This window comes from Sessilibacter sp. MAH3, from assembly GCF_054658275.1.
This window is the reverse complement of record NZ_BAAGIE010000010.1, coordinates 106,888-125,509: the sequence shown is the minus strand read 5'-3', so window position 1 is coordinate 125,509 and position 18,622 is coordinate 106,888. Positions and strand designations below refer to the sequence as shown.

Genomic DNA, 18,622 nt, shown 5'->3' with positions numbered 1-18,622 from the left:
CTCCCATCGTCGGGTCCGGAAGGATCAGAGGCGTTCGAGGGCTTCCTCGAGCTGACCGTCCACGAGGTGGGTGTAGATCTGGGTGGTGGACACGTCCCGGTGCCCCAAGGCCCGCTGCACCACGAGTAGGTCGTTGGTCGCGCCGTAGAGGTGGGTGGCGAAGGTATGCCGCAGCCCGTGCGGCGTCAGTTCCTTTTCGATCCCGGCTTTCCGCAGCCAGTGAGCGAGCCGGTTGGCTATCTGCCGCTGGCAGAGTCTGCCGTCCCGGTTCGACAGGAACAAGGCTTCCATTTCCGGACGGCCGTGTCGACGGCGCTCGGCCAAGTAACGGCGCAGCAATGTGCGGAGGTCAGTCTTGATGAACTTGACCTGCGGTACATTCCCCTTGGCCCGCACCCGCAGATGTTTGGCGTCGAGGTCGATGTCATCCATGTCGAGCGCGGCCAGCTCGCCAAGCCTGATCCCGGTGCCCAGCAGCACCTCTATCATGGCGCGGTCGCGCAGCGCGGAGAAATCGGTCCGCCCCTTGAGTTCCTTGAGCAGTCGTTTCTTTTCGGCGGCGGTCAGGAACACCGGCAGCTTTCTCGGCAGCCGATGCATGCGGATAGACCGGGCCGGATTGTCATCGACCACGCCTGCCTCGGCGGCCCAGGCGAAAAAGGCCCGCACCGCCGCCTTCATCCGATGGAGCGAGGCCGCCGAGCGTGGGCCGCGCTCACTCTCGGTGACCGCCCCGGCGGAAAACACCTGGTCGAGGAGCGCGGCCGTGACCTCCCGACAGACGATGCCCGGGGCCAGCTCATCGGCAACGCGGGCCACCATGGCGAGGTCCCGGCGGTATGCGGCTATGGTCGCCGGGGAGCGTCCTTCGGCCGACAGGCGGGCACAGAACGCCTTTGTCGCGCCCGTCAGGTCGAGGTTAGCCGTTCGGTTGCTCATCGCTGGACTCCTTCACCCGGCTGTGGCCCATGGGCGTGCTCTTGGGCAGCGGCAGCTCCTCGATGCGCCCAGACTCCCTGGCCCATACCATCATCATGCGGAACACCCGGACGGTCTTGGCGACGGTGCGTTCGGCTCGCTCCTTGCCGTCGGGGAGTTTGAGCAGCAGGTCGGACTTGTAGAACTTGCCGACCTGGGGAAGCCGGATCTCTGCGAGCTGGCGATCCGCGCCGAAGAAGGCCTCCACTACATCGAGGTCCTTCCGGTAGGTGTAGAGGGTCCGCTCTTTCTTTCCGGATTCCCGCAGGTAGCCGATGAAAGCCTCGGCGGCTTGATACACGGTGCATTCGGTCATGTCGATGTCTCCTTTGTCGGTGGCCCGGTGTGTTCAGGACAGGAACTCGTCCAGCTCCCGCAGCAGTTCCTCGACGTGACCGAGGGAGCCTACGCTCGCCCAGGTGATGTCCGGCTGCTTCGCGTCTGCTTCGAGCTTGCCGCGAATGCCCTCGATCAGCCGGGCGATATTCTCCTGCTTTTCTCGGTACGCCTTGAGTGCCTGCTGGCGGTTTCTGTCGTAGGTCATGGCCTGCCTCCGGTTCCGTTTTCGTGGATGCGGGACCATCCCGCGTCACATCCAATGACGCTTCTATTTCGTTGGAAATCAAGTGTTTGCAGAGATCTTTCTGCATGTGCCCCAAACCCATAACCCAAAGGAGATCAACATGTTGAAGAAGACCCTCGAATGGACCATCCCACTGGCGCTGGCCGGGATCATGACCGGCTGCGCAACCTACCGGCCTCCGGCCCAGATCCAGTCGGCGGTGGCCACCGTCAACCGCCACACGCCCGAGTACGTGACCGAGGCCAATAAGGCGCTGCGCGAGGTCGGCCACCCGGACGCCGAGCGCCTGACCGGAGTCGGTCTGCGCCTGCAGACCGCCGTGGACGCCCTTGACCAGTGGGCCAACGGCTCGAACCAGGAGGCAGGCCAATGAAAGAGATCCTTCAGGAAAACAGCGATGCCGTTCGCCAGGCCGGTGAAGCTTTGGTCGAAATCGGCACCGAGCTGGCGGCGGGACGGATCGAGAACGCCCTCGGCCGTCTGGAAGCGGCCCAGCAGCAGTACCAAGCCTGGGCGGAGTTGGACCAGGCCATCATCGACATTCAGGAGGCTGTTCACGACCGGAAGAACACCCTGGCCGTGCAGCAGATCCTGACGGAACTGGTGGGCACCATCCTCGGCAGCGCCTTGAGGACGGGAATGCACTGATGGCGGTAACCGACAAGGAGCGCAAACTCGCGGCGACCCTGAGCGATCCCGTGTTGTGGGGGCAAGCCTACCTCTACAACCGGGATGGCTCAGGCCGCGACTACTGGCCGCACCAGGTGGAGGACCTGCGCTGCCCGGCCAAGAACATCATCCACCTCGACGGCCGGGACGTGGGAAAGTCCATCGTGCTCTCGACCGACGCGCTCCATTACGCCTTCACCACCCGGGGCGGCCAGGGCCTCATCGCGGCTCCGCACCAGGGGCACCTCGACACCATCATCGAGGAGATCGAGTTCCAGCTCGACAGCAACCCGGATCTGATGAACAGCATCGCCCTGACCAAGTACGGCAAGCCCAAGATCCACCGCAAACCCTACTTCCGGCTGGAGTTCACCAACGGTTCGGTGCTCTATTTCCGCCCGGCCGGGGCTTATGGCGACGCCTTCCGGTCCCTGCACGTGGGCCGCGTCTGGGTCGATGAAGGAGCCTGGCTGACCGAACGGGCCTGGAAGGCGCTGCGCCAGTGCCTCAAGGCCGGGGGGACGCTACGCATCTACTCCACGCCCAACGGCCTGCGCGACACCACCTATTACCGGCTCACCTCGTCGGATCAGTTCCATGTGTTCCGCTGGCCGTCCTGGCTCAATCCTCTGTGGACCGAAGATCGCGAGGCCGAACTGCTGGAGTTCTACGGCGGCCGCGACAGCTCCGGCTGGCAGCACGAGGTGGCCGGTGAACACGGCAAGCCCTCCTATGGGGCCTTCAACGTCGAACAGTTCAACCTCTGTCGGCAGGATCTGCTGGAGTATCAGAAGATCGTCATCACCGATTCCGAGCTGCGCGATTGCGACACCGAGGAAGCGACCCACGACCGGCTGGAGATGCTGCTCAACCTCACGCCCCGCAGCGGTCAGTTCTGGGTCGGCGGCGATTTGGGCTACACCAACGACCCCACCGAGATCGTCGTATTCCAGGAGATGGAGATCGGCGAGCGGACGCTGCTGAAGATGATCCTGCGCGTTCATCTCGAACACGTTTCCTATCCGCACATCGCCCAGATCATCGCGCTGCTGGAGCGTTACTACACCCCGGCGGGCATCGGCGTGGACAACGGCGGCAACGGCCTGGCCGTGGTCCAGGAGCTGCTCACCCTGGACAAGTACAAGGGGCTGGAGCTGGAAGGCAGGCTCAAGGGATACGACTTCGGCGGCATGACCCGGCTGGCGGTCCGCGACGGCAAGGAAGTCAAGAAGCGGACCAAGGAGCTGATGACCAGCCTCATCAACGGAGCCCTGCAGCGCAAGCAGCTCATTTTCCCCTCGGACGATCTGGAGGTGGAAGACCAGTTCACCACCCACACCTACACCCTGCGGGACGGCAAGATCATCTATTCCAAGGGCAACGACCACATCATCGACGCGGTGCGCTGCGCCATGCTGATCCGGGAGGAAGGCAACCTCGACCCGGTCGGTGAAGAGGTGGTCTCGCTCAAGCCGGTGCTCACCAATCCGGTCTTCATCTGACCGCATCCTCCGACGCTTTCCACCCCGCTCCGGTAAGTAACAGGCATCGAGCCGGATTCGGCCCACACGGGCAGGATGTGCGGCTGTCATGGCCGAAACTACCGAGAGGATCACGTGGAAAGCACCGCCCATCAGGACGAACAACCCGAAAGTCTGGACACCACCGGCTTTGTCATCGCGCCGCTGGCAGCAGCGGCCGCGCTCGACTCGGCCGCCTTCGCCAAGGTGAACGCCGCCGAAGCGATTCCGGCCACCTGGGAAGAACGCGCCCGCAAGGCCTGGGAATACTATGTCGAGGAGCCGCTGGTGAAGAACTGCGTCAACTCCTGGCGCACCTTCGCCGTGGGCGACGAGATCAAGATCACCAGCGATGACGAGACCTTCAAGGAGCAGGCTCTGGAGGCCGCCTGGCGGCTGAACGTCTCGCAGTTCATCAAGGACATGGTTCTTCAGCTCCTGGTGAAAGGCGACGCCATCGGCTTCAAGCGCTTCACCAAGTCCGGCCAGGACATCGAGGAGCTGGTCTGCGTCAACCCGGTTTCGATCAAGGTCAAATACGCCCAGGGCGAACTGATCGAGGCCCGGCAATTTCCGGAGGACACACCCGGCGGTGGCGAATCCATTCCACTGCCCGTCGAGCAGGTGGTCCACCTCAAATGGGACGCACCGGCCTTCTCGCCCCGGGGCAACTCCCTCGTGCTTCCAGCTTTCCAGGCCATCGAACTGCTGCGCGACTACCGCCGGGCCGAACAGGCCATCGCCAAGCGCTGGGCCACGCCATTCCGCCTGCTCAAGGTGGGCGGCGCGTTCGGCCAGAAGATGGTGATGCCGGACCAGCGGATGCTCGAACAGGTTCGCGACATGGTCAACAAGATGGACATGAAAAGCGGCCTGGTGGTCCCGTTCTACGTCAATGTCGAAACCCACGGCACCGACGGACAGGTCCTCAACGTCGAGGACAAGGTCAAGGAGGTGAAAGAAGACATCGTGGTGGCCCTGGGGCTGTCACGCTCGCTGGTGACCGGCGACGGTCCGAATTTCGCCACTGCCTCAGTGAGCATGCAGAAGATGATGGTCATGATCCGCGAGATCAAACAGGCCGCTCGCAAGCTCCTCGACTGGGTGTTCGACGACTGGATGGAACTGAACGGCCACGGCGACAAGAGCATCCAGTTCATCTTCAACGACCTCGACCCCAGCGACGCGGTCGATTTCAAGAAGCTCCTCATCGAACTCTACGACCGCAAACTCATCAGCCGCTCCAGCCTCCAGCTCAAGATGGACCTGGACCCGGACATCGAGGCCGCCAACCGCGAGACCGAACGCAAACAGATCGACCTGATGGACGAGAAGCAGGTGAAGCCGGTGGTGGATATGGTCGTCTCCGGTATTCTCAGCGTGCCTCGCGCCCGGAAGATGCTCGGGATTCCGGCCGAGGACGATGAACCCACGGCGGAGGCTGCATTGGTCTGGTCGGGCGACCTGGAGTCCACCGGCATTGCTGCCGTGTGCGACGAGTGCAGCCACTTCATTGCTGACACCAACCACTGCCGGGTCCACAACAGCGAGCGCACCTTCGACGCCCCGGCCTGTCGTTTCATCGACCGCCGGGAGCCCCGCTGATGCCGTCGGACCTCAAGCAGCGCATCCAAGCGGCCACCCTGAAGAGTCTGACGGCCCGCAACCGCTACAACGACCAGGTTACGGCCCAGCTCACCCAGGCGCTCAAACAGGCCGAAGATGAGGTCGCCCGCGCCATCCTCCAGTACCGCTCCCTCGGCTCCCTGCCGGACAACAAGCTCGCCGCCCTCAAAGGGCTGGAAAAGCTCCAGCTCGAACTCGACGACACCATGAAACGGCTCAAGCGGGAGCAGACCCTGGTCTTTCGCAAGACAACCAAGGACTCCTTCAAGCTCGGCATCCAGCAGGGAATCGGCGAACTCGCCGACGCGGCGCTGCCGTTCTACGCCGACCTGAAGCCCGAGGGCATCGACAAGCTGGCCACCAAGGTGTTCACCATCGTCGACACCAACGCCCTCGACTTCATGGCGCAGTACAACCTCACACTCGCCGGTGACGTCCACCGCGAACTCGCAGACGGCATCAAGCGCACCATCCTGAACGGCGTCGCCACGGGCAAGGGAGCCGACGACATCGTCCGGGACATGGGCAAGGTGATCATCGACAAGGATTCCTTTCGTCAGGCCGGAAGCCGGGTGTTCAGCAAGGCTCAGTACCGCATGGAGATGATCGCCCGCACCGAGGTCCTCCGCGCCCACAACATGGGAAGGCTCAAGTTCCACGAGCGGGTCGGCATCCAGAAGCTGGAATGGCTGGCCATGGAGGATGAGCGGATGTGCCCGGTCTGCGGTGGCCTGGACGGCAAGACCTTTCTAATCGACAAGTTCCCCCAGCAACCCGCGCATCCGCACTGCCGCTGCACCAACATCGTGGCGTGGCCGATGACCGTCTGCGGCAGCGAGATGGCCGCCAAGGCCGCCGCACAGGCATCGCAGGGGGACGCCTGCATTCTCCCGCCCCACGTGCTGGAAGGCATGGCCGACGCCCAGGCCAAGGAGAACGCCAAGCTCAAGAGCGCCTTTGAAAACGGCGACATTGCCGACCTCGGCTCGCTGACGGTTAAACAGCTCCAGACCCTGGCGAAACAGAACGGCGTGGCCATTGCCCGGACCAAGGCCGATTTCATCAAGCTGCTCGACCTGGCCGAACCGGGGATCGATCACGGTGACCTGGCCGGAGCGGCGCTCAGCGCCAAGCTCAAGGAACACAAGATCGGCCTGCTGCGGACCAAGGAAGAACTGGTCGAGCTGCTCGGACTGAAACAGGCGGAACTCAAACAGGCCAAGCTGCTCGCCGCCCAGATGGCGAAGATCCCGCCCGCCGAGGGGCTGGAAGGCATGACCGCCCAGCAGCTCAAGGAGATGGCGAAGGAGAACGGCATCTCCCTCAACATGACCAAACAGGAGACCATCGAGCTGCTGGACAAGCTGGAGCCCGGCGTGGATCACAGCGGCCTGATGGGCAAGGAACTCGCGGCGGCCAAACAGAAGCACGGCATCGGCATCCTCAAGAACAAGCAGCAGCTCGTCGAGGCGCTGCAGAAGAAGGCTGGTGCCGACATGGCCGAGTCGGTCAAGAAAAAGGCGGTCGACGAGGCCAAGCAGAAGCTGATCCTGAAACAGAAAACGGCCCTCGAGGACGCCGCCAAGGCCGTTGTCGTTCCCGACACGCCGACCGGCTACAAGGATTTCCTCGGCGCGATTGCCAAGGCGGAACAGGCAGTTTCCGGCGGTACCGATCTGCCCCAGGAGCTGCTCGCGGCCCACAGCAAGGAAATCGCCCTCAAGAAACAGCTCTTCCAGGATCAGGTCGGCAAGCTGAAATCGGCGGAGCTCAAGACGCTCGCCAAGGAGACCAAGGTCCAGTATTGGCAATGGGCCAACAAAGACGAGCTGACCACGCTCTTCACCGAGACCGATCCCGCGAAAATCAAGGCGGTTCAGGCCAGCATCGACACCAAGCACGCCGCATGGGCCGAAAAGCATGGCGGCAAAAAGAAAACCGCTCCTGCCAAGCCCGTCACGCCGAAGCCGGAACCACCGAAACCGGCTCCGCAGCCGATCCCGGTCAAGCCGCCCGAGCCCAAGATCGTCAAGAAAGGCGTGGAGTTCGCCACCGTCGATACCGCATGGCAGCAGAAAGGTCTGCCGTCAAAATTCAAGAAATCCGGCAAGGCCGCTGTCGGCGGCGCACACGAAAAGGAGTTCTGGACCGATGAGAACGGCGACAAATGGCTGTTCAAGCCCATTGGCCGCAAGGACGATGAGTTCATCGCCTTCGGAGAGGAAGCAGCCTACAAGATCGGCCGCCTGATCGACCCCCATTCCATCGAGGTGCGCACCATCCAATTGAACGGCCGCACCGGCTCCATCCAGAAATGGCGCACCGATCTGCGGGAAGACTTCGATTTTCGCAACATCCTGCCCCAGGATCTGACCACCATCGAACTGGAGCAGATCCAGCGCGAGCATGTGGTTGACTGGTTGATCGCCAATCACGACGGACATTCCAAGCAGTTCATCCGTGCCCGGGACGGTCGCGTCTACGGCATCGACAAAGGCCAGGCCTTCAAGTTTCTGGGCCAGGACAAGCTCTCGCTCGACTATCACCCCAACGGCGTCTGCGGCGAGGAAGAGCCGTTTTACAACAAGGTCTTCCGGGCGGCCAAGGAAGGGAAGGTACGAGTCGATCCGAACGCGACCCTTCGCTACATCCAGGAAGTCGAAAAGATCGCCGACGAGGATTACCTCGATCTGTTGCGACCCTACGCCGAGGGACGGTTCGCCAAGAACCCGGCCGGGCTGCGGCATTTCTACGATCAGGCCCTGGAGCGGAAACACAATCTCCGGCGGGACTTCGAGGGTTATTACGCCGATGTGCTGGGGGATCGGGGGTTCCGTTTCGACAAGCTGAGTACCGCCACCGGCAAGAAAAAGCTGCTCTCCTCAACAGAGGAAGCCCTGGTCGAGGAGGCCCGCAAGCTCGGCTGGCAGGGCAAGACGCTGCCCTTCGACAGCGGCGACGTGGAAGACCAGAACGCGCTGATCTTCACCGAGAGCTTCAAGGGGAAGAAGCGCACCGTGGTCAAGATGAAGATCCGGCCGGATACCGACCGCCGCATCGACGAGGTGCTGCGCAGGTATGTGCAGACGGCGGCCGGTGAAAAGGGACAACCGCTGGTCGAAGACAACTTCTTTCCGACGATTCTGGACGCCGTCAAAAACGTCAACTTCCACGTGGGCGACGGCAAGTACAACCGGACCAAGATCGACAAGGCCCTGCGCCTGCGCAAGAAACTGGAGACCCTGCAAAAGAGCGCCGACCCCAAGGTCAAGGAGATGGCGGACCACTATCTGAAATGGGTGAAGGAGATTGAGGAGTCCGTCGATTGGGACCGGGCCACCAATGGCGTTTTCGAGCAGTATCTGCCCAAGCTCGACGCGCAGAAACCCAAGGAAAAACCGCCGTTCAAGGTGGAACGCGGCAAGGTGACCCACACCAAGCGCAGGATCGGTTCCGGCACCATCACTGTAGAGGCCGACGACATCGACAATCGGGCGCTGTTCAATCACAACTCCCGCATGCAGGACGGACACCAGTACACCGTCACCTTCGAGGACGGCACCCGGGTCCGCTATCGCCCCTGGTCGGACACCAACCTCTATGCCCAGCGCGGCGAGCTGGAAATGATCCTGGACGGCGACGCTACCCCCGGACGGGTCGAGGCGATGCTGGAAAAGCTCGAACAGCTCGGCATCGACACCCGGGTGGCCACGGCGGAAAACGCGGAGCAGATGTATCTCGAAAAGCTCGCCTACATCCGCAAGACCGACAAAAGCGCCGACTTCAAGCGGCTACAGAAATCCCTCGACGACCGCAACGCCAGCACCACCGAGCGGGTCCAGGCCCTGCGCGGCTATTGGCAAAAGGAACTGGGTGTCCAGGACATCACCCAGCTTTCCGGGTACAACCCGCTGGGCGAATACCAGGCGGGCTTTCTGGACCGCGACGCCAAGGGCGGATACCGGCACCAGTTCCGGTTCGACATCACCGAGGAGGACCTGGAAAAACAGATGAAGGGCTATTCGCTGGTCCACGATCTGACCAACGGTGAGAGCATGTCCAGCTTCATCGACTTGATCATGGAAAACAACGGAGCCATGGTCAGCACGGTCGAGAAGATGCGCATGGGCGTGGCTCCGGGCGGAATGTCCCCGGTGGCCGACATGCAGACCGGCGGCGCGAGCTATTTCTTCACCCGAATCAAGAAGCAACCGGCCAGCGACGCCTCACCGGCCCTCTACTTCAAGAAACAGATGCTGCGGCGCATGGACGCCATCAGCTATGACCATGACGCCTACGGCAAGGTGATCGACGACTACGTGCAGCGCAACCGGGGAGCCAGTATCGATGATTGGAAGCGGTTCTCGCAGCGCCATGGCAACGAAACCATCTTCAAATACTCGGTGACGCTGCTGGACAACATCGAGTTCATCGTGGCCAGAAGCGACAACGAACGCCGGGAGATCATCCAGAGTTTCACCCGGCGTGGCATCAAGAAACTGCCCGACGGGCGCAAGGTGGAGGACATCGTCCATACCCCGCAAAGCTGGAGCAAACGCAAACAATGACCATGAAGGACTTTATCGAACAGGAAAAACGGCGGCTGCAGGAATCGCTGCACTGGTTCAACAGCCGGGGCAGCCGCATGACCGTCAGAGAATCCGGGGATCTCTTTCTGGATACCCTGGTGGACAGCTTCACCGTCACCCGGATCGCACCCCATTTCGACGCTGCTGGCAACCATCTGCGCACCGATTTCTGGCTGTTGTGGAAGGCGCTCGGTTACGACGAGGGCTTCCAGCACGCCCACACCATCAAGGTGGTGGATGTCCGGGTCGAAGACACCCTGACAGCCGAACATGACGGTAAGAAGGCCGAAGGGTGGCTGATTGTCGATCTGACCGACGACCTGGGCCGCATTCACCATGTCGAAATGATCGAGCCGGTCTCGGAGCCCGAACTCGCGGCGGACTGGCAACGCTGGATCGCCTACCGCCAGAAAAACGCCGAGAGATTCCGCCGGATCGACGCCCAGCTTCTGGTCGAACATCTCCGGATCGCGGAGGACTGGTCATGAAACTGCGCTATATGATCGACTCGATACTCGCCGACCGGCAAGCCACCGTCCCGGAATACGTGCCCGTGGGCGTCTGGGTTCAGGGGCCGGGACCCGGCCTGGATGTGGAGATGTATTACCTCGACCGGGGGCCGAACGGGCTTGCCGACCGCAAGGACGAAGCCGTCTGGGTGGTCAACCGTCTGGTCGAGGCCGGGGCCACCTCGCTTCCGGCGGATTTTCTCGAATACCACCGGCTGTCCCGCTCTCCCTACGACGGGGTCTTTTCCGAGATCACCGAGACCGGCGAATACCCCTCCCTCGACGCCTGCGGCAAGGCCGTTCTGGCCCGGCTGAATCCCGCCCGCTGAAATTCGCCGTCAACCTCCGACACATCGCCGACGCTTCCGGTAAGTAATCGCTGAACGCTCCCCGCAGGTCGCGGAGAGCACAGCAAACTGACCGGAGACGTTGATGGAACTGTTCGCCACAGACCTGGAAAGGCTGGCGTTTCTACTGGATGCCGATGCGGCGCTGACTCTCGATCCCGACACGCTCGGGACCGAGGCCGCCGAACAGTCCGCTCCTGAAGAGCTCCCTCCCGAGAAGCGCCCCAAGTACATCACCAACTACATCGGCAGTAAGCAGAAGCTCGTCGACTGGATCTGGAAGCATACCCCGGAGGGCACTGGCACCGTGCTGGATGCCTTTTCGGGGTCTGCGGTCGTGGCCTACATGTACAAGACCAAGGGCCTCCAGGTCATCGCCAACGACCGGCTCCGCTACTGCCACCACGCCGCCAAGGCGATCATCGAGAACAACTCGGTTCGCCTGAGCGAGGACGAGATCGAGGCGCTCCTGGCCGACAACGCCAAGGCGGGCAGCTTCGTTCAGGACAACTTCAAGGGCATCTTCTTCGCCAAGGGCGTCCATGCGCTGATCGACACCATCCGCGCCAACTGCGACAAGCTCTCCGGCTTCAAGAAAGACATCGCCCTGTTCGGCCTCGGCAAGACCTGCATGAGCGGCAAGGGTGGCTTTGGCCACTTCTCGTCGTCCACCGATTATGGCCGCCGCCAGGACACCCCCGACGAGTTCAAGGATCGCTTGCGCAAGAACCTGCAGCGCATCAACGCCCTGATCTTCGACAACGACAAGGAAAACAAGGCATACCGGCAGGACATCAACGAACTGCTGCCGAAAGCCAAGGCGGATCTGGCCTACTTCGATCCGCCCTACGCCACCGAGTTTTCGACCACCAACTACGAGCGGGCCTACCACTTCGTGGAGGGGCTCATGACCTATTGGGAAGGGCTCGAAATCAAGGCCGACACCAAGGTCAAGTATTACGAGACCGACCACAAGACCGTCACCAAGGCCAATGCCAGCGAGTTCTTCCAGACCTTTCTCGGCAACGCCAAGCACATCCCGCACTGGCTGATCTCCTACCGCGATCACGCCTATCCCAACGAGCAGGAGATGAAGCGGATCATCGGCTCCTTCGGAAAGCAGAGCCGGATGAAATCCAAGGATCACCACTACGCCATAACCTCAAAGCACGGCGAGGCTTCCAACGCCAAGGAGCGTCTGTTCGTCTGCGCTCCCGGGGCCAAGGCCAGCGCCGAGCGGGAGGAGAAACCCGTTCCGATGGCCGCCGCCGCGAACTTCCACACCAGCATTCCAGTGGACATCCGGCTGGGCGATGGTGAACGCCTCGCGACCGAGGCTATGGATGTCGGCTCGGCGGGCGACCCCCAGTTCAGCTTCGTGCTCTGCCGCACCGGGACCAACAAGAACGGCGACCACTTCACCGCCGAGGAGTTGTCCGGTCGGCACATGACGGCCGTGAACAAGAAGGTCGATCTGCAGCATTCGCAGGAGTTCAACGACATCGTCGGTGGCATCGTCGCCGCCGACTACCTGGAGGACGACAACGGCGGCCGCGTGGAATGCGTCGGCGAGCTGTACGTCCACGACACCCCAGCCGCCCGGCTGGCCTACAAGCTGATGAAGCGCGGGATCATCTCCCAGGTTTCCATGGAATGCGACTACCAGGAGGGCGAATGCTCGGTCTGCCACAAGCGCTTCCAGAACAAGGCCGACTACTGCACCCACCTGCGCAAATTCAAGGGCCGTGATTTCAACGGTCAACCCGTTTTCGAGATTCTGCACGGCGTCACTTTCACCGGACTGGGACTGCTCGACCGCAAAGGCGCGGACGAGAACGCCAGGATTCTGCAGGTGGCGTCCCTTCAGAGCCAGCCCGACCAATCCCAACCCGAAGGAGATTCCACGATGGAAGACAAAACCAAACCTACCGATGAACCGGCCGTCGAAGCGGCCAAGAAGAAACCGGCCCAACAGGAAGGCGATCCTGCCCGCGTTTCCGACCTGGAAAAGGAAAACCGGCAGCTCAAAGCCCAGGTGGCCGAGCTGCAGAAACGCGTCCAGGAACTGGAAGCCGAACAAAAGGCGGCCGCTTGCCGCTCCCGCGCCAAGAAACTGCTCACCCGGCTGGAGAAGCAGGGTCTCTCCTTTGCGTCCGATGAGGACCGGGAAGCCGAGCTGAAACGCCTGGCCGAACTGTCCGACGAAGCCTTCGCCGCCACCGAGGCCGCTTACGAGCGCCTGCCCAAATCGGCCAAGGCGGACAAGGACAAGGAAGAGAAACCCGCTGACAGCGACCAGGGCGGCAAGCCCGCCGCCAAGGCATCGACGGAAACCCCGCTGCGCAGCGACGCCGGTGTCAGGCCCCACGATGTGGACGACCGCAAGGTGTCGCTCGAGGACCGTCTGCGCGACGGGTTCATGGCCGCTTACCGCAACCGTGTCGGCGAGGACTCTCCCGAACACTCGCAAATCAACGCATAAGGAGGAAACACCATGTCATTCATCAATCCGTGTCACCGCAGCCTCGCCTATGGCGACGGCCACATCCAGGGCGACGGCCAGCTCGGCCAGGTGGTCCGCGTGGTCGGCGACGACCTGTTCGCCGTCAACACCGATCCCACCAAACGCTCCTTCGGCATCCTGATCAAGGATTACGCCGGTGGCGAAATGCCCGGCATCTACTGCGACGGCGGCGTTTACGAGACCGACGCCTTCGAAGGGACCGTCGTCGCCGGAGACGACCTGAAAGTTTCGGCGAGCGGTCGCCTGACCAACGGCGTCGCGGCCGGAGAGCACGTCGTCGCCCACGCCATTTCCGTACAGAGCGGCGTCCTCAAATTCCGCCTGCTCGTCTAACCCAAGGAGCCAACGCACATGAAAACCAATCAGTTGAAGATCCATTCCCAGGAATACATGGAAACCATGGCGCGGCTCATGAGCGAGGCTCTCGAGTCGCCCGAAGGCATGCGGGCGCTTGCCGCCGCCATCGCCGCGCCCATCGAACAAGAGATCAAGCGCAAGGAGATCTCCTCGCTGCTGCTCACCAAGCACACGTTGCCCAAGGGCGAACGTCCGGTCTACCAGAAGAAACCGACCGTCAAAGCCCACTGGATCAGCAAGGACGGCGACGCCCAGGAGCAGGAGGTGGGCAAGGACGAGGTCGAGTTCCCCACCAACCGCATCCACTCCAACCCGATGGTGGACGTTTCCGTCCTCAAAAACGGCAACATCGGCACGCTGATGGACATTCAGACCAGCGCCGCCGACGCCATCCGCAAGGAGATGGACCGCCGCACCATCTCGGTGCTCTCCTCGGCCATCCCGGCGGCCAACACCATCGAGGTCACCGGCGACCTGCTCACCGAGGATGCACTGAACGAGGCCATCTCGATCATCGAGGACCTGGAGCTGTCGGTGAAGTACATCGTCATGCGCGGCCGCCGTTTCAACGACATGCGCGGCTGGAACCTCGATCCCCAGACCAAGCTCGAGCTGCGCCAGAAGGGTGTCATCAAGAACTACGGCACCGGCGGCATTCTGTTGACCGCCTCCATGCCGCTGGACGAGATCATCATCGTCCCGGATGAAGAGGTCGGAAAGATGCCAGTGCGCGAGAACCTGAAGACGGAGTCCATCGATCAGAAGACCCGCTTCAAGACCGGCTGGCTGGTGTGGTCCGAGATCGGTCAGGGCATTACTCGCCCCGACATCATGGCCAAGGTCAAACTGGTTCCGTAATCCGGGAGGTGATGTGAGATGAATCGAATCAAGAACATCCGTCCCGGCGTTCTGGTGATCCCTGACGCCGGGCTGAAACTCAAGCCCGGCCAGGTGGTCGAGGTGGAACGCCTCACCAAGCAGATCCAGGCGGCTCTCAAGAATGGTCGCCTGGCCATGGCCGACAAACCGAAGCAGGAACCGGTCGCTTCTCCAGAGCCCGACCAGGACGCGGAACCGGTGGACCTGAGCAAACTCTCCGCCACCGACGCCATCTCCAAGGTCAACGAGGAAGCCAATCCGGAAACCCTCAAAGGCTACATGGACACCGAGAAACGCCGCACGGTGATCGACGCGCTCAAGAGCCGTCTGGAGGGCCTGCAAGGTGCTGCTGAGTGACCTGATCGCCGACCTGCGGCTCGACCTGTCCGATCCGGGCGCATCTCTCTTCGAGGATCAGACCCTGGAGAGATGCGTCCGGAAAGCCGTTTTCCGGGTCGGCCGTGACCTCGACCAATCGCTGACGATCACGGCCGGAGAGATTACCCCTGATCCCACCGGCGAGGTCCGCGAGCTCCTGGTGATCATGGCGCAGATCCACGCCTGCCAGGTCATGCGTTCGGCCACCGCCAACGCCTTTTCCTTTTCCAGCGGCGACAAGCGGGTGGACAAAACCGGCCAGCCCGGCCACTGGGCCAAGCTCGAGGCCGATCTGCTCGCCGACTACCGGCAGCGGCTCACCGAGCTGCGTCCGGCCACCCAGCTCGATCAGGAAGCCTACATCCTGACCCCGAGCGGCCTTACGCCGGTCATCTACGAACAAGGGATCGATCTCGATGTTGTTGAATGAGCGGGAACGCGCCGAAGCCGTGGCCGACGTCGCCCGGCTGATCCTCTCCTCGGGCCAGACAGCACGCGTCCTGCGCGTGGTTCCCGGCGAGCGGCTCTACGGCACCGACGATGCCGAATACGCGGAAGTTTCCGTCATCCCCCTCGAACTGAACGAAACCCCGCCGGAGGAGCTGAGCGGCAAGATCGACGCGCTCGCCTGCGTCCTTCCGGATGCCGACGTCCAGGGTGAAGACCGCCTGGCCGCCGACAGGGAAACCTATCGCATACAGAGTGTGGAAGTAGAACACTTCTTCGGCACCGTCACTCACAAGAACCTGCAACTGGTGAAGCTCAATGGGCGTTAGGCGGACCGGTGACTGGGACAAGGCCCGCGCCAAGCTGACCACCGGCATGGGGCCGCGCCTGGCCACGGCCCTGCGTCAGGCCACGATCCGCAACGCCCTTTTTCTGGTGCGCGAGATCCAGCGGGGGATTCGCTCCCAGGCCCCGGGCGGACAGGCCTTCGTGAAACTCGCCGCAAGCACCATCGAGCGCAAAGGTTCCAGCAAGGCGCTCATCGACACAGGCTTTCTCGTCAACGCCATCACCCAGAAGATCATGGCCGACAAGGCGTTCGTCGGTCTGCTGCGCGGCACCGTCAACAAGGACGGGGAAGACATGGTGAACATTGGTGCCGTCATGGAGTACGGGGCCACCATCAAACATCCGAACGGCGCGACCATCATCATCCCCGCCAGACCCTTTCTGCATCCGGTGATGGAGAAGTACCGCGAACAGATTCTCCAGAACTATCGCGAGGCGATCCGCTCCGCGCTTTGAGCCTCCGACACATCGCCAGCGCTTCCGGTAAGTAACCAGGCAGAAAACGGAGGCGTCCTTTGAGCACCATACAGACCGTCACAGAAACACTGATCCGCCTGGCCAAGCAGGTCATCCACCCGGACACCGTGCTGGTGTTCCCGGATGACCTGTTCGAGGTCCAGCGCACACCCAGCGTCATCCTCCAGGGGCCGAAGCTGACGGAAGACCGTTTCCGCCGCAGCCAGAGCCGCCTGTTCGAGAAGAATGTCGCGGAGCTGAGTTTCGAGGAGTGCCGGTTTCCCCGGCTCTATCACCTCGATTTCGACCTGGTGGTGACCGTGGACCGGGAAGCCGAACTACTCGATTTTCACGAGTCGGTATCGCGGTTCCTTCAGCTTCACCCGGAGATCGCAATCACCGACCAGGGCAGCCTGAACCTCACCGAACTGGTTCCTCTGGGCGGTCTGGCCCGGGTGAACCTCTCCAACCTCCGGCAAAGCTCCGGACGCATCCGTATCGAATCCTGCCCGGTGTACGACGGCGACCTGCGCGACGGTCGGCTGATCCGGGACCGGACCTTCCAGTTTCACGGCGACGTGACAGAGCAACGAACCATTCAACCGTAAAGGAGAACAACCGTGATCGAGATCAGAAACCTGCAGTTCCAACCCCTGACGTTCAACCTCTCCGGCCAGGGAACCCTCCACCTCGGGCCGCGAGAGCGCAAGAGCATCGCCCGCAAGGACCTCTCCGCCGAGATCAAGACCGCCGGAAAACGCGGCCTGGTGCGCATCACCGACCTGACCGGCGGCGCGGAACCGGAACCGGAAAAGCCCACGGCGACTGAGGACGCCGGAACCGATGAGGGCAAGACCACCAGCAAGCGGAGGAAATAACCATGCCGACCTATCTATCGCCCGGGATTTACACCCGGGAAACGGACTTCAGTTTCTATGTGAAGCAGATCTCGACCTCGTCGGCCGCCATGGTCGGAGTTGCCGAGAAAGGCCCGATCAACAAGCCCGTGCTGGTGACGAGCTGGGAACAGTTCATCAACCGTTTCGGCTCCTATATCAACGAGAGCTATCTGGCCTACGCCGCCCGGGCATTTTTCGACAACGGCGGCTCGGTCCTCAATGTCACCCGCATCGCCCATCTGACCGATCCCACCGACCGGGACACACTGACGGCGCTCAAGTCTTCCATCGTGCTGCAGAACCGGGAGGCGACGCCCGCCGACGCCCTGCGGATCGAGGCCGTGAACGAAGGCGTCTGGGGCGACCGGCTCTCCGTCTCCATCGAAGACGGCTCCCTTGACCCGGCCAACCATTTCAACCTGGTGGTCCGGCACAAAGGCGATGTGGTCGAGGTGTTCAAGGATCTGAGCATGGACGAGACGCTGCCGAACCATGTGGAGCTGGCGATCAACGACCGCTCGGATTTCATCCTGGTCCAGGATCTGGACGCAGCAACGGGAACGCCTGGCGACCGTCCGGCATTGGGCGTGTTCACGCTCATCGGCGGCAACAACGGGTTGATCGATCTGGCCGATGCCGATTTCATCGGCGATCCCTCGCAGCATACCGGCCTCTATGGCTTTGACGAGATCGACGCTTTGAACCTGCTGATGGTCCCCGGTGTCACCACGGTGCCGGTGATCAACGCCGGAATCGCCTATGCCGAGGGGCGCAAGGATCTGCTGTTCATCGCCGACACGCCCATGCACCTGGAGCCGCTCGAGGCGGTCGACTTCCGCAAGGGCCAAGGGATGTACAGCCACGCGGCCTTCAATTCCTCCTACGCGGCGCTCTACTACCCCTGGCTGGAGATCAGCGACCCGATCAACTCGCGCAAGAAGCTGGTGCCGCCCTGCGGCGCGGTGGCGGGCTGCATCGCCCGCAGCGACCAGAAGACCAACGTCTGGAACGCGCCCGCCGGTATCGACCGTGGCCGCATCTTCAACACGCTCTCTTTGGCCTACAAGACCAGCCGTGGCGAGCGCGATGTGCTCTATCCGGAAGGGGTCAACGTCATCGCCGTGTTCCCCGACACCGGTATCAACATCTGGGGCCAGAAGACGCTGCAAAGCCAGCCCTCGGCCGTGGACCGCATCAACGTCCGCCGCCTGATGATGTTCATGGAGGAAGCCATCTCGGAATCCTCCCGCTTCGTGGTGTTCGAGCCGAACCATCCCCAGACCTGGCGTGCCCTCGGCCGCCTGATCAACCCCTTCCTGCAGGACATCAAGGACAAGGGTGGCCTCTACGACTTCGCATTCCAGTGCGACGAGGAGACCAATACCCCGGCGGTCATCGACCGCAACGAAATGGTGGCCCGCGTGTTCGTCAAGCCGACCAAGACGGCGGAGTTCATCGAGCTGAACTTCATCCTGACCAGCACCGGCGCGGACTTCAAAGAAATCATCTAACG

At 62.3% G+C, this 18,622-nt stretch carries 20 protein-coding genes; 17 read left to right on the top strand and 3 right to left on the bottom strand.

Annotated elements, in window-relative coordinates; genetic code table 11:
* Positions 1-24 precede the first annotated feature (24 nt).
* Genes ACYQ2C_RS08335 through ACYQ2C_RS08325 form a run of 3 tightly spaced genes read right to left on the bottom strand, consistent with a single transcriptional unit; the run spans position 25 to position 1,522 of the window.
* Positions 25-939 (bottom strand): tyrosine-type recombinase/integrase, encoded by a 915-nt coding sequence (locus ACYQ2C_RS08335; protein ID WP_460101394.1) that lies wholly within the window; start codon positions 937-939, stop codon positions 25-27.
* Positions 920-1,294 (bottom strand): hypothetical protein, encoded by a 375-nt coding sequence (locus tag ACYQ2C_RS08330; protein WP_460101396.1) that lies wholly within the window; start codon positions 1,292-1,294, stop codon positions 920-922. Before ACYQ2C_RS08330 ends, ACYQ2C_RS08335 begins: the two co-directional genes overlap by 20 nt.
* 33 nt (positions 1,295-1,327) lie before the next feature.
* Entirely contained in the window at positions 1,328-1,522 is a 195-nt protein-coding gene (locus tag ACYQ2C_RS08325) for a hypothetical protein (RefSeq protein WP_011366959.1), read from the bottom strand.
* Between the two features lie 139 nt (positions 1,523-1,661).
* Between ACYQ2C_RS08325 and ACYQ2C_RS08320 the strand changes: the two genes are divergently transcribed.
* The 17 genes from ACYQ2C_RS08320 (at position 1,662) to ACYQ2C_RS08240 (ending at position 18,620) form a co-directional block, all read left to right on the top strand.
* Positions 1,662-1,934 (top strand): hypothetical protein, encoded by a 273-nt coding sequence (locus ACYQ2C_RS08320; protein WP_029917946.1) that lies wholly within the window; start codon positions 1,662-1,664, stop codon positions 1,932-1,934.
* Entirely contained in the window at positions 1,931-2,209 is a 279-nt protein-coding gene (locus ACYQ2C_RS08315; protein WP_305856928.1) for a hypothetical protein, read from the top strand. Before ACYQ2C_RS08320 ends, ACYQ2C_RS08315 begins: the two co-directional genes overlap by 4 nt.
* Positions 2,209-3,732 carry a terminase large subunit domain-containing protein gene (locus ACYQ2C_RS08310; RefSeq protein WP_460101399.1) on the top strand — a complete coding sequence of 508 codons (1,524 nt, stop codon included), beginning with the start codon at positions 2,209-2,211 and terminating at the stop codon, positions 3,730-3,732. Before ACYQ2C_RS08315 ends, ACYQ2C_RS08310 begins: the two co-directional genes overlap by 1 nt.
* A gap of 114 nt (positions 3,733-3,846) precedes the next feature.
* The gene (locus ACYQ2C_RS08305; protein ID WP_460101401.1) at positions 3,847-5,355 is read left to right on the top strand and encodes a phage portal protein family protein; all 1,509 of its coding nucleotides are present in this window, start codon (positions 3,847-3,849) and stop codon (positions 5,353-5,355) included.
* Positions 5,355-9,944 carry a phage head morphogenesis protein gene (locus ACYQ2C_RS08300; RefSeq protein ID WP_460101403.1) on the top strand — a complete coding sequence of 1,530 codons (4,590 nt, stop codon included), beginning with the start codon at positions 5,355-5,357 and terminating at the stop codon, positions 9,942-9,944. The genes ACYQ2C_RS08305 and ACYQ2C_RS08300 overlap by 1 nt, the downstream gene beginning before the upstream one ends.
* Positions 9,941-10,453: a hypothetical protein gene (locus ACYQ2C_RS08295; RefSeq protein WP_460101405.1), complete on the top strand. Its 513-nt coding sequence runs from the start codon at positions 9,941-9,943 to the stop codon at positions 10,451-10,453. Before ACYQ2C_RS08300 ends, ACYQ2C_RS08295 begins: the two co-directional genes overlap by 4 nt.
* Positions 10,450-10,803, top strand: a complete 354-nt coding sequence (locus ACYQ2C_RS08290; RefSeq protein ID WP_460101407.1) for a hypothetical protein — start codon at positions 10,450-10,452, stop codon at positions 10,801-10,803. Before ACYQ2C_RS08295 ends, ACYQ2C_RS08290 begins: the two co-directional genes overlap by 4 nt.
* 103 nt (positions 10,804-10,906) lie before the next feature.
* Positions 10,907-13,303: a DNA adenine methylase gene (locus ACYQ2C_RS08285; protein ID WP_460101409.1), complete on the top strand. Its 2,397-nt coding sequence runs from the start codon at positions 10,907-10,909 to the stop codon at positions 13,301-13,303.
* Positions 13,304-13,315: 12 nt separating this feature from the next.
* Entirely contained in the window at positions 13,316-13,678 is a 363-nt protein-coding gene (locus tag ACYQ2C_RS08280) for a hypothetical protein (protein WP_027182227.1), read from the top strand.
* A gap of 18 nt (positions 13,679-13,696) precedes the next feature.
* Positions 13,697-14,560, top strand: a complete 864-nt coding sequence (locus ACYQ2C_RS08275) for an HK97-fold major capsid protein (RefSeq protein ID WP_022992997.1) — start codon at positions 13,697-13,699, stop codon at positions 14,558-14,560.
* A gap of 18 nt (positions 14,561-14,578) precedes the next feature.
* Positions 14,579-14,938 (top strand): hypothetical protein, encoded by a 360-nt coding sequence (locus ACYQ2C_RS08270; protein ID WP_011700597.1) that lies wholly within the window; start codon positions 14,579-14,581, stop codon positions 14,936-14,938.
* Complete coding sequence (locus ACYQ2C_RS08265) at positions 14,925-15,389, top strand: hypothetical protein (protein WP_015721246.1); 465 nt, start codon at positions 14,925-14,927, stop codon at positions 15,387-15,389. The genes ACYQ2C_RS08270 and ACYQ2C_RS08265 overlap by 14 nt, the downstream gene beginning before the upstream one ends.
* Positions 15,376-15,735 carry a hypothetical protein gene (locus ACYQ2C_RS08260; RefSeq protein ID WP_460101413.1) on the top strand — a complete coding sequence of 120 codons (360 nt, stop codon included), beginning with the start codon at positions 15,376-15,378 and terminating at the stop codon, positions 15,733-15,735. Before ACYQ2C_RS08265 ends, ACYQ2C_RS08260 begins: the two co-directional genes overlap by 14 nt.
* On the top strand, positions 15,725-16,210 hold the full coding sequence (locus ACYQ2C_RS08255; RefSeq protein WP_460101415.1) for a phage virion morphogenesis protein: 486 nt from the start codon (positions 15,725-15,727) through the stop codon (positions 16,208-16,210). The genes ACYQ2C_RS08260 and ACYQ2C_RS08255 overlap by 11 nt, the downstream gene beginning before the upstream one ends.
* Before the next feature lie 59 nt (positions 16,211-16,269).
* Positions 16,270-16,818, top strand: coding sequence for a hypothetical protein (locus tag ACYQ2C_RS08250; RefSeq protein ID WP_460101417.1), 549 nt, complete (start codon positions 16,270-16,272; stop codon positions 16,816-16,818).
* 12 nt (positions 16,819-16,830) lie between these two features.
* Entirely contained in the window at positions 16,831-17,088 is a 258-nt protein-coding gene (locus ACYQ2C_RS08245; protein ID WP_460101419.1) for a hypothetical protein, read from the top strand.
* Between the two features lie 2 nt (positions 17,089-17,090).
* Entirely contained in the window at positions 17,091-18,620 is a 1,530-nt protein-coding gene (locus tag ACYQ2C_RS08240) for a phage tail sheath C-terminal domain-containing protein (protein ID WP_460101421.1), read from the top strand.
* Positions 18,621-18,622: the final 2 nt, after the last annotated feature.

What these genes read in the sequence shown, in the direction of transcription:
- ACYQ2C_RS08240 (WP_460101421.1), top strand. Translation starts at nt 17,091, where the DNA reads ATGCCGACCTATCTATCGCCCGGGATTTACACCCGGGAAACGGACTTC.
- ACYQ2C_RS08335 (WP_460101394.1), bottom strand. Translation starts at nt 939, where the DNA reads ATGAGCAACCGAACGGCTAACCTCGACCTGACGGGCGCGACAAAGGCG.
- ACYQ2C_RS08325 (WP_011366959.1), bottom strand. Translation starts at nt 1,522, where the DNA reads ATGACCTACGACAGAAACCGCCAGCAGGCACTCAAGGCGTACCGAGAA.
- ACYQ2C_RS08280 (WP_027182227.1), top strand. Translation starts at nt 13,316, where the DNA reads ATGTCATTCATCAATCCGTGTCACCGCAGCCTCGCCTATGGCGACGGC.
- ACYQ2C_RS08315 (WP_305856928.1), top strand. Translation starts at nt 1,931, where the DNA reads ATGAAAGAGATCCTTCAGGAAAACAGCGATGCCGTTCGCCAGGCCGGT.
- ACYQ2C_RS08320 (WP_029917946.1), top strand. Translation starts at nt 1,662, where the DNA reads ATGTTGAAGAAGACCCTCGAATGGACCATCCCACTGGCGCTGGCCGGG.
- ACYQ2C_RS08295 (WP_460101405.1), top strand. Translation starts at nt 9,941, where the DNA reads ATGACCATGAAGGACTTTATCGAACAGGAAAAACGGCGGCTGCAGGAA.
- ACYQ2C_RS08300 (WP_460101403.1), top strand. Translation starts at nt 5,355, where the DNA reads ATGCCGTCGGACCTCAAGCAGCGCATCCAAGCGGCCACCCTGAAGAGT.
- ACYQ2C_RS08285 (WP_460101409.1), top strand. Translation starts at nt 10,907, where the DNA reads ATGGAACTGTTCGCCACAGACCTGGAAAGGCTGGCGTTTCTACTGGAT.
- ACYQ2C_RS08260 (WP_460101413.1), top strand. Translation starts at nt 15,376, where the DNA reads ATGTTGTTGAATGAGCGGGAACGCGCCGAAGCCGTGGCCGACGTCGCC.
- ACYQ2C_RS08255 (WP_460101415.1), top strand. Translation starts at nt 15,725, where the DNA reads ATGGGCGTTAGGCGGACCGGTGACTGGGACAAGGCCCGCGCCAAGCTG.
- ACYQ2C_RS08275 (WP_022992997.1), top strand. Translation starts at nt 13,697, where the DNA reads ATGAAAACCAATCAGTTGAAGATCCATTCCCAGGAATACATGGAAACC.
- ACYQ2C_RS08290 (WP_460101407.1), top strand. Translation starts at nt 10,450, where the DNA reads ATGAAACTGCGCTATATGATCGACTCGATACTCGCCGACCGGCAAGCC.
- ACYQ2C_RS08310 (WP_460101399.1), top strand. Translation starts at nt 2,209, where the DNA reads ATGGCGGTAACCGACAAGGAGCGCAAACTCGCGGCGACCCTGAGCGAT.
- ACYQ2C_RS08330 (WP_460101396.1), bottom strand. Translation starts at nt 1,294, where the DNA reads ATGACCGAATGCACCGTGTATCAAGCCGCCGAGGCTTTCATCGGCTAC.
- ACYQ2C_RS08270 (WP_011700597.1), top strand. Translation starts at nt 14,579, where the DNA reads ATGAATCGAATCAAGAACATCCGTCCCGGCGTTCTGGTGATCCCTGAC.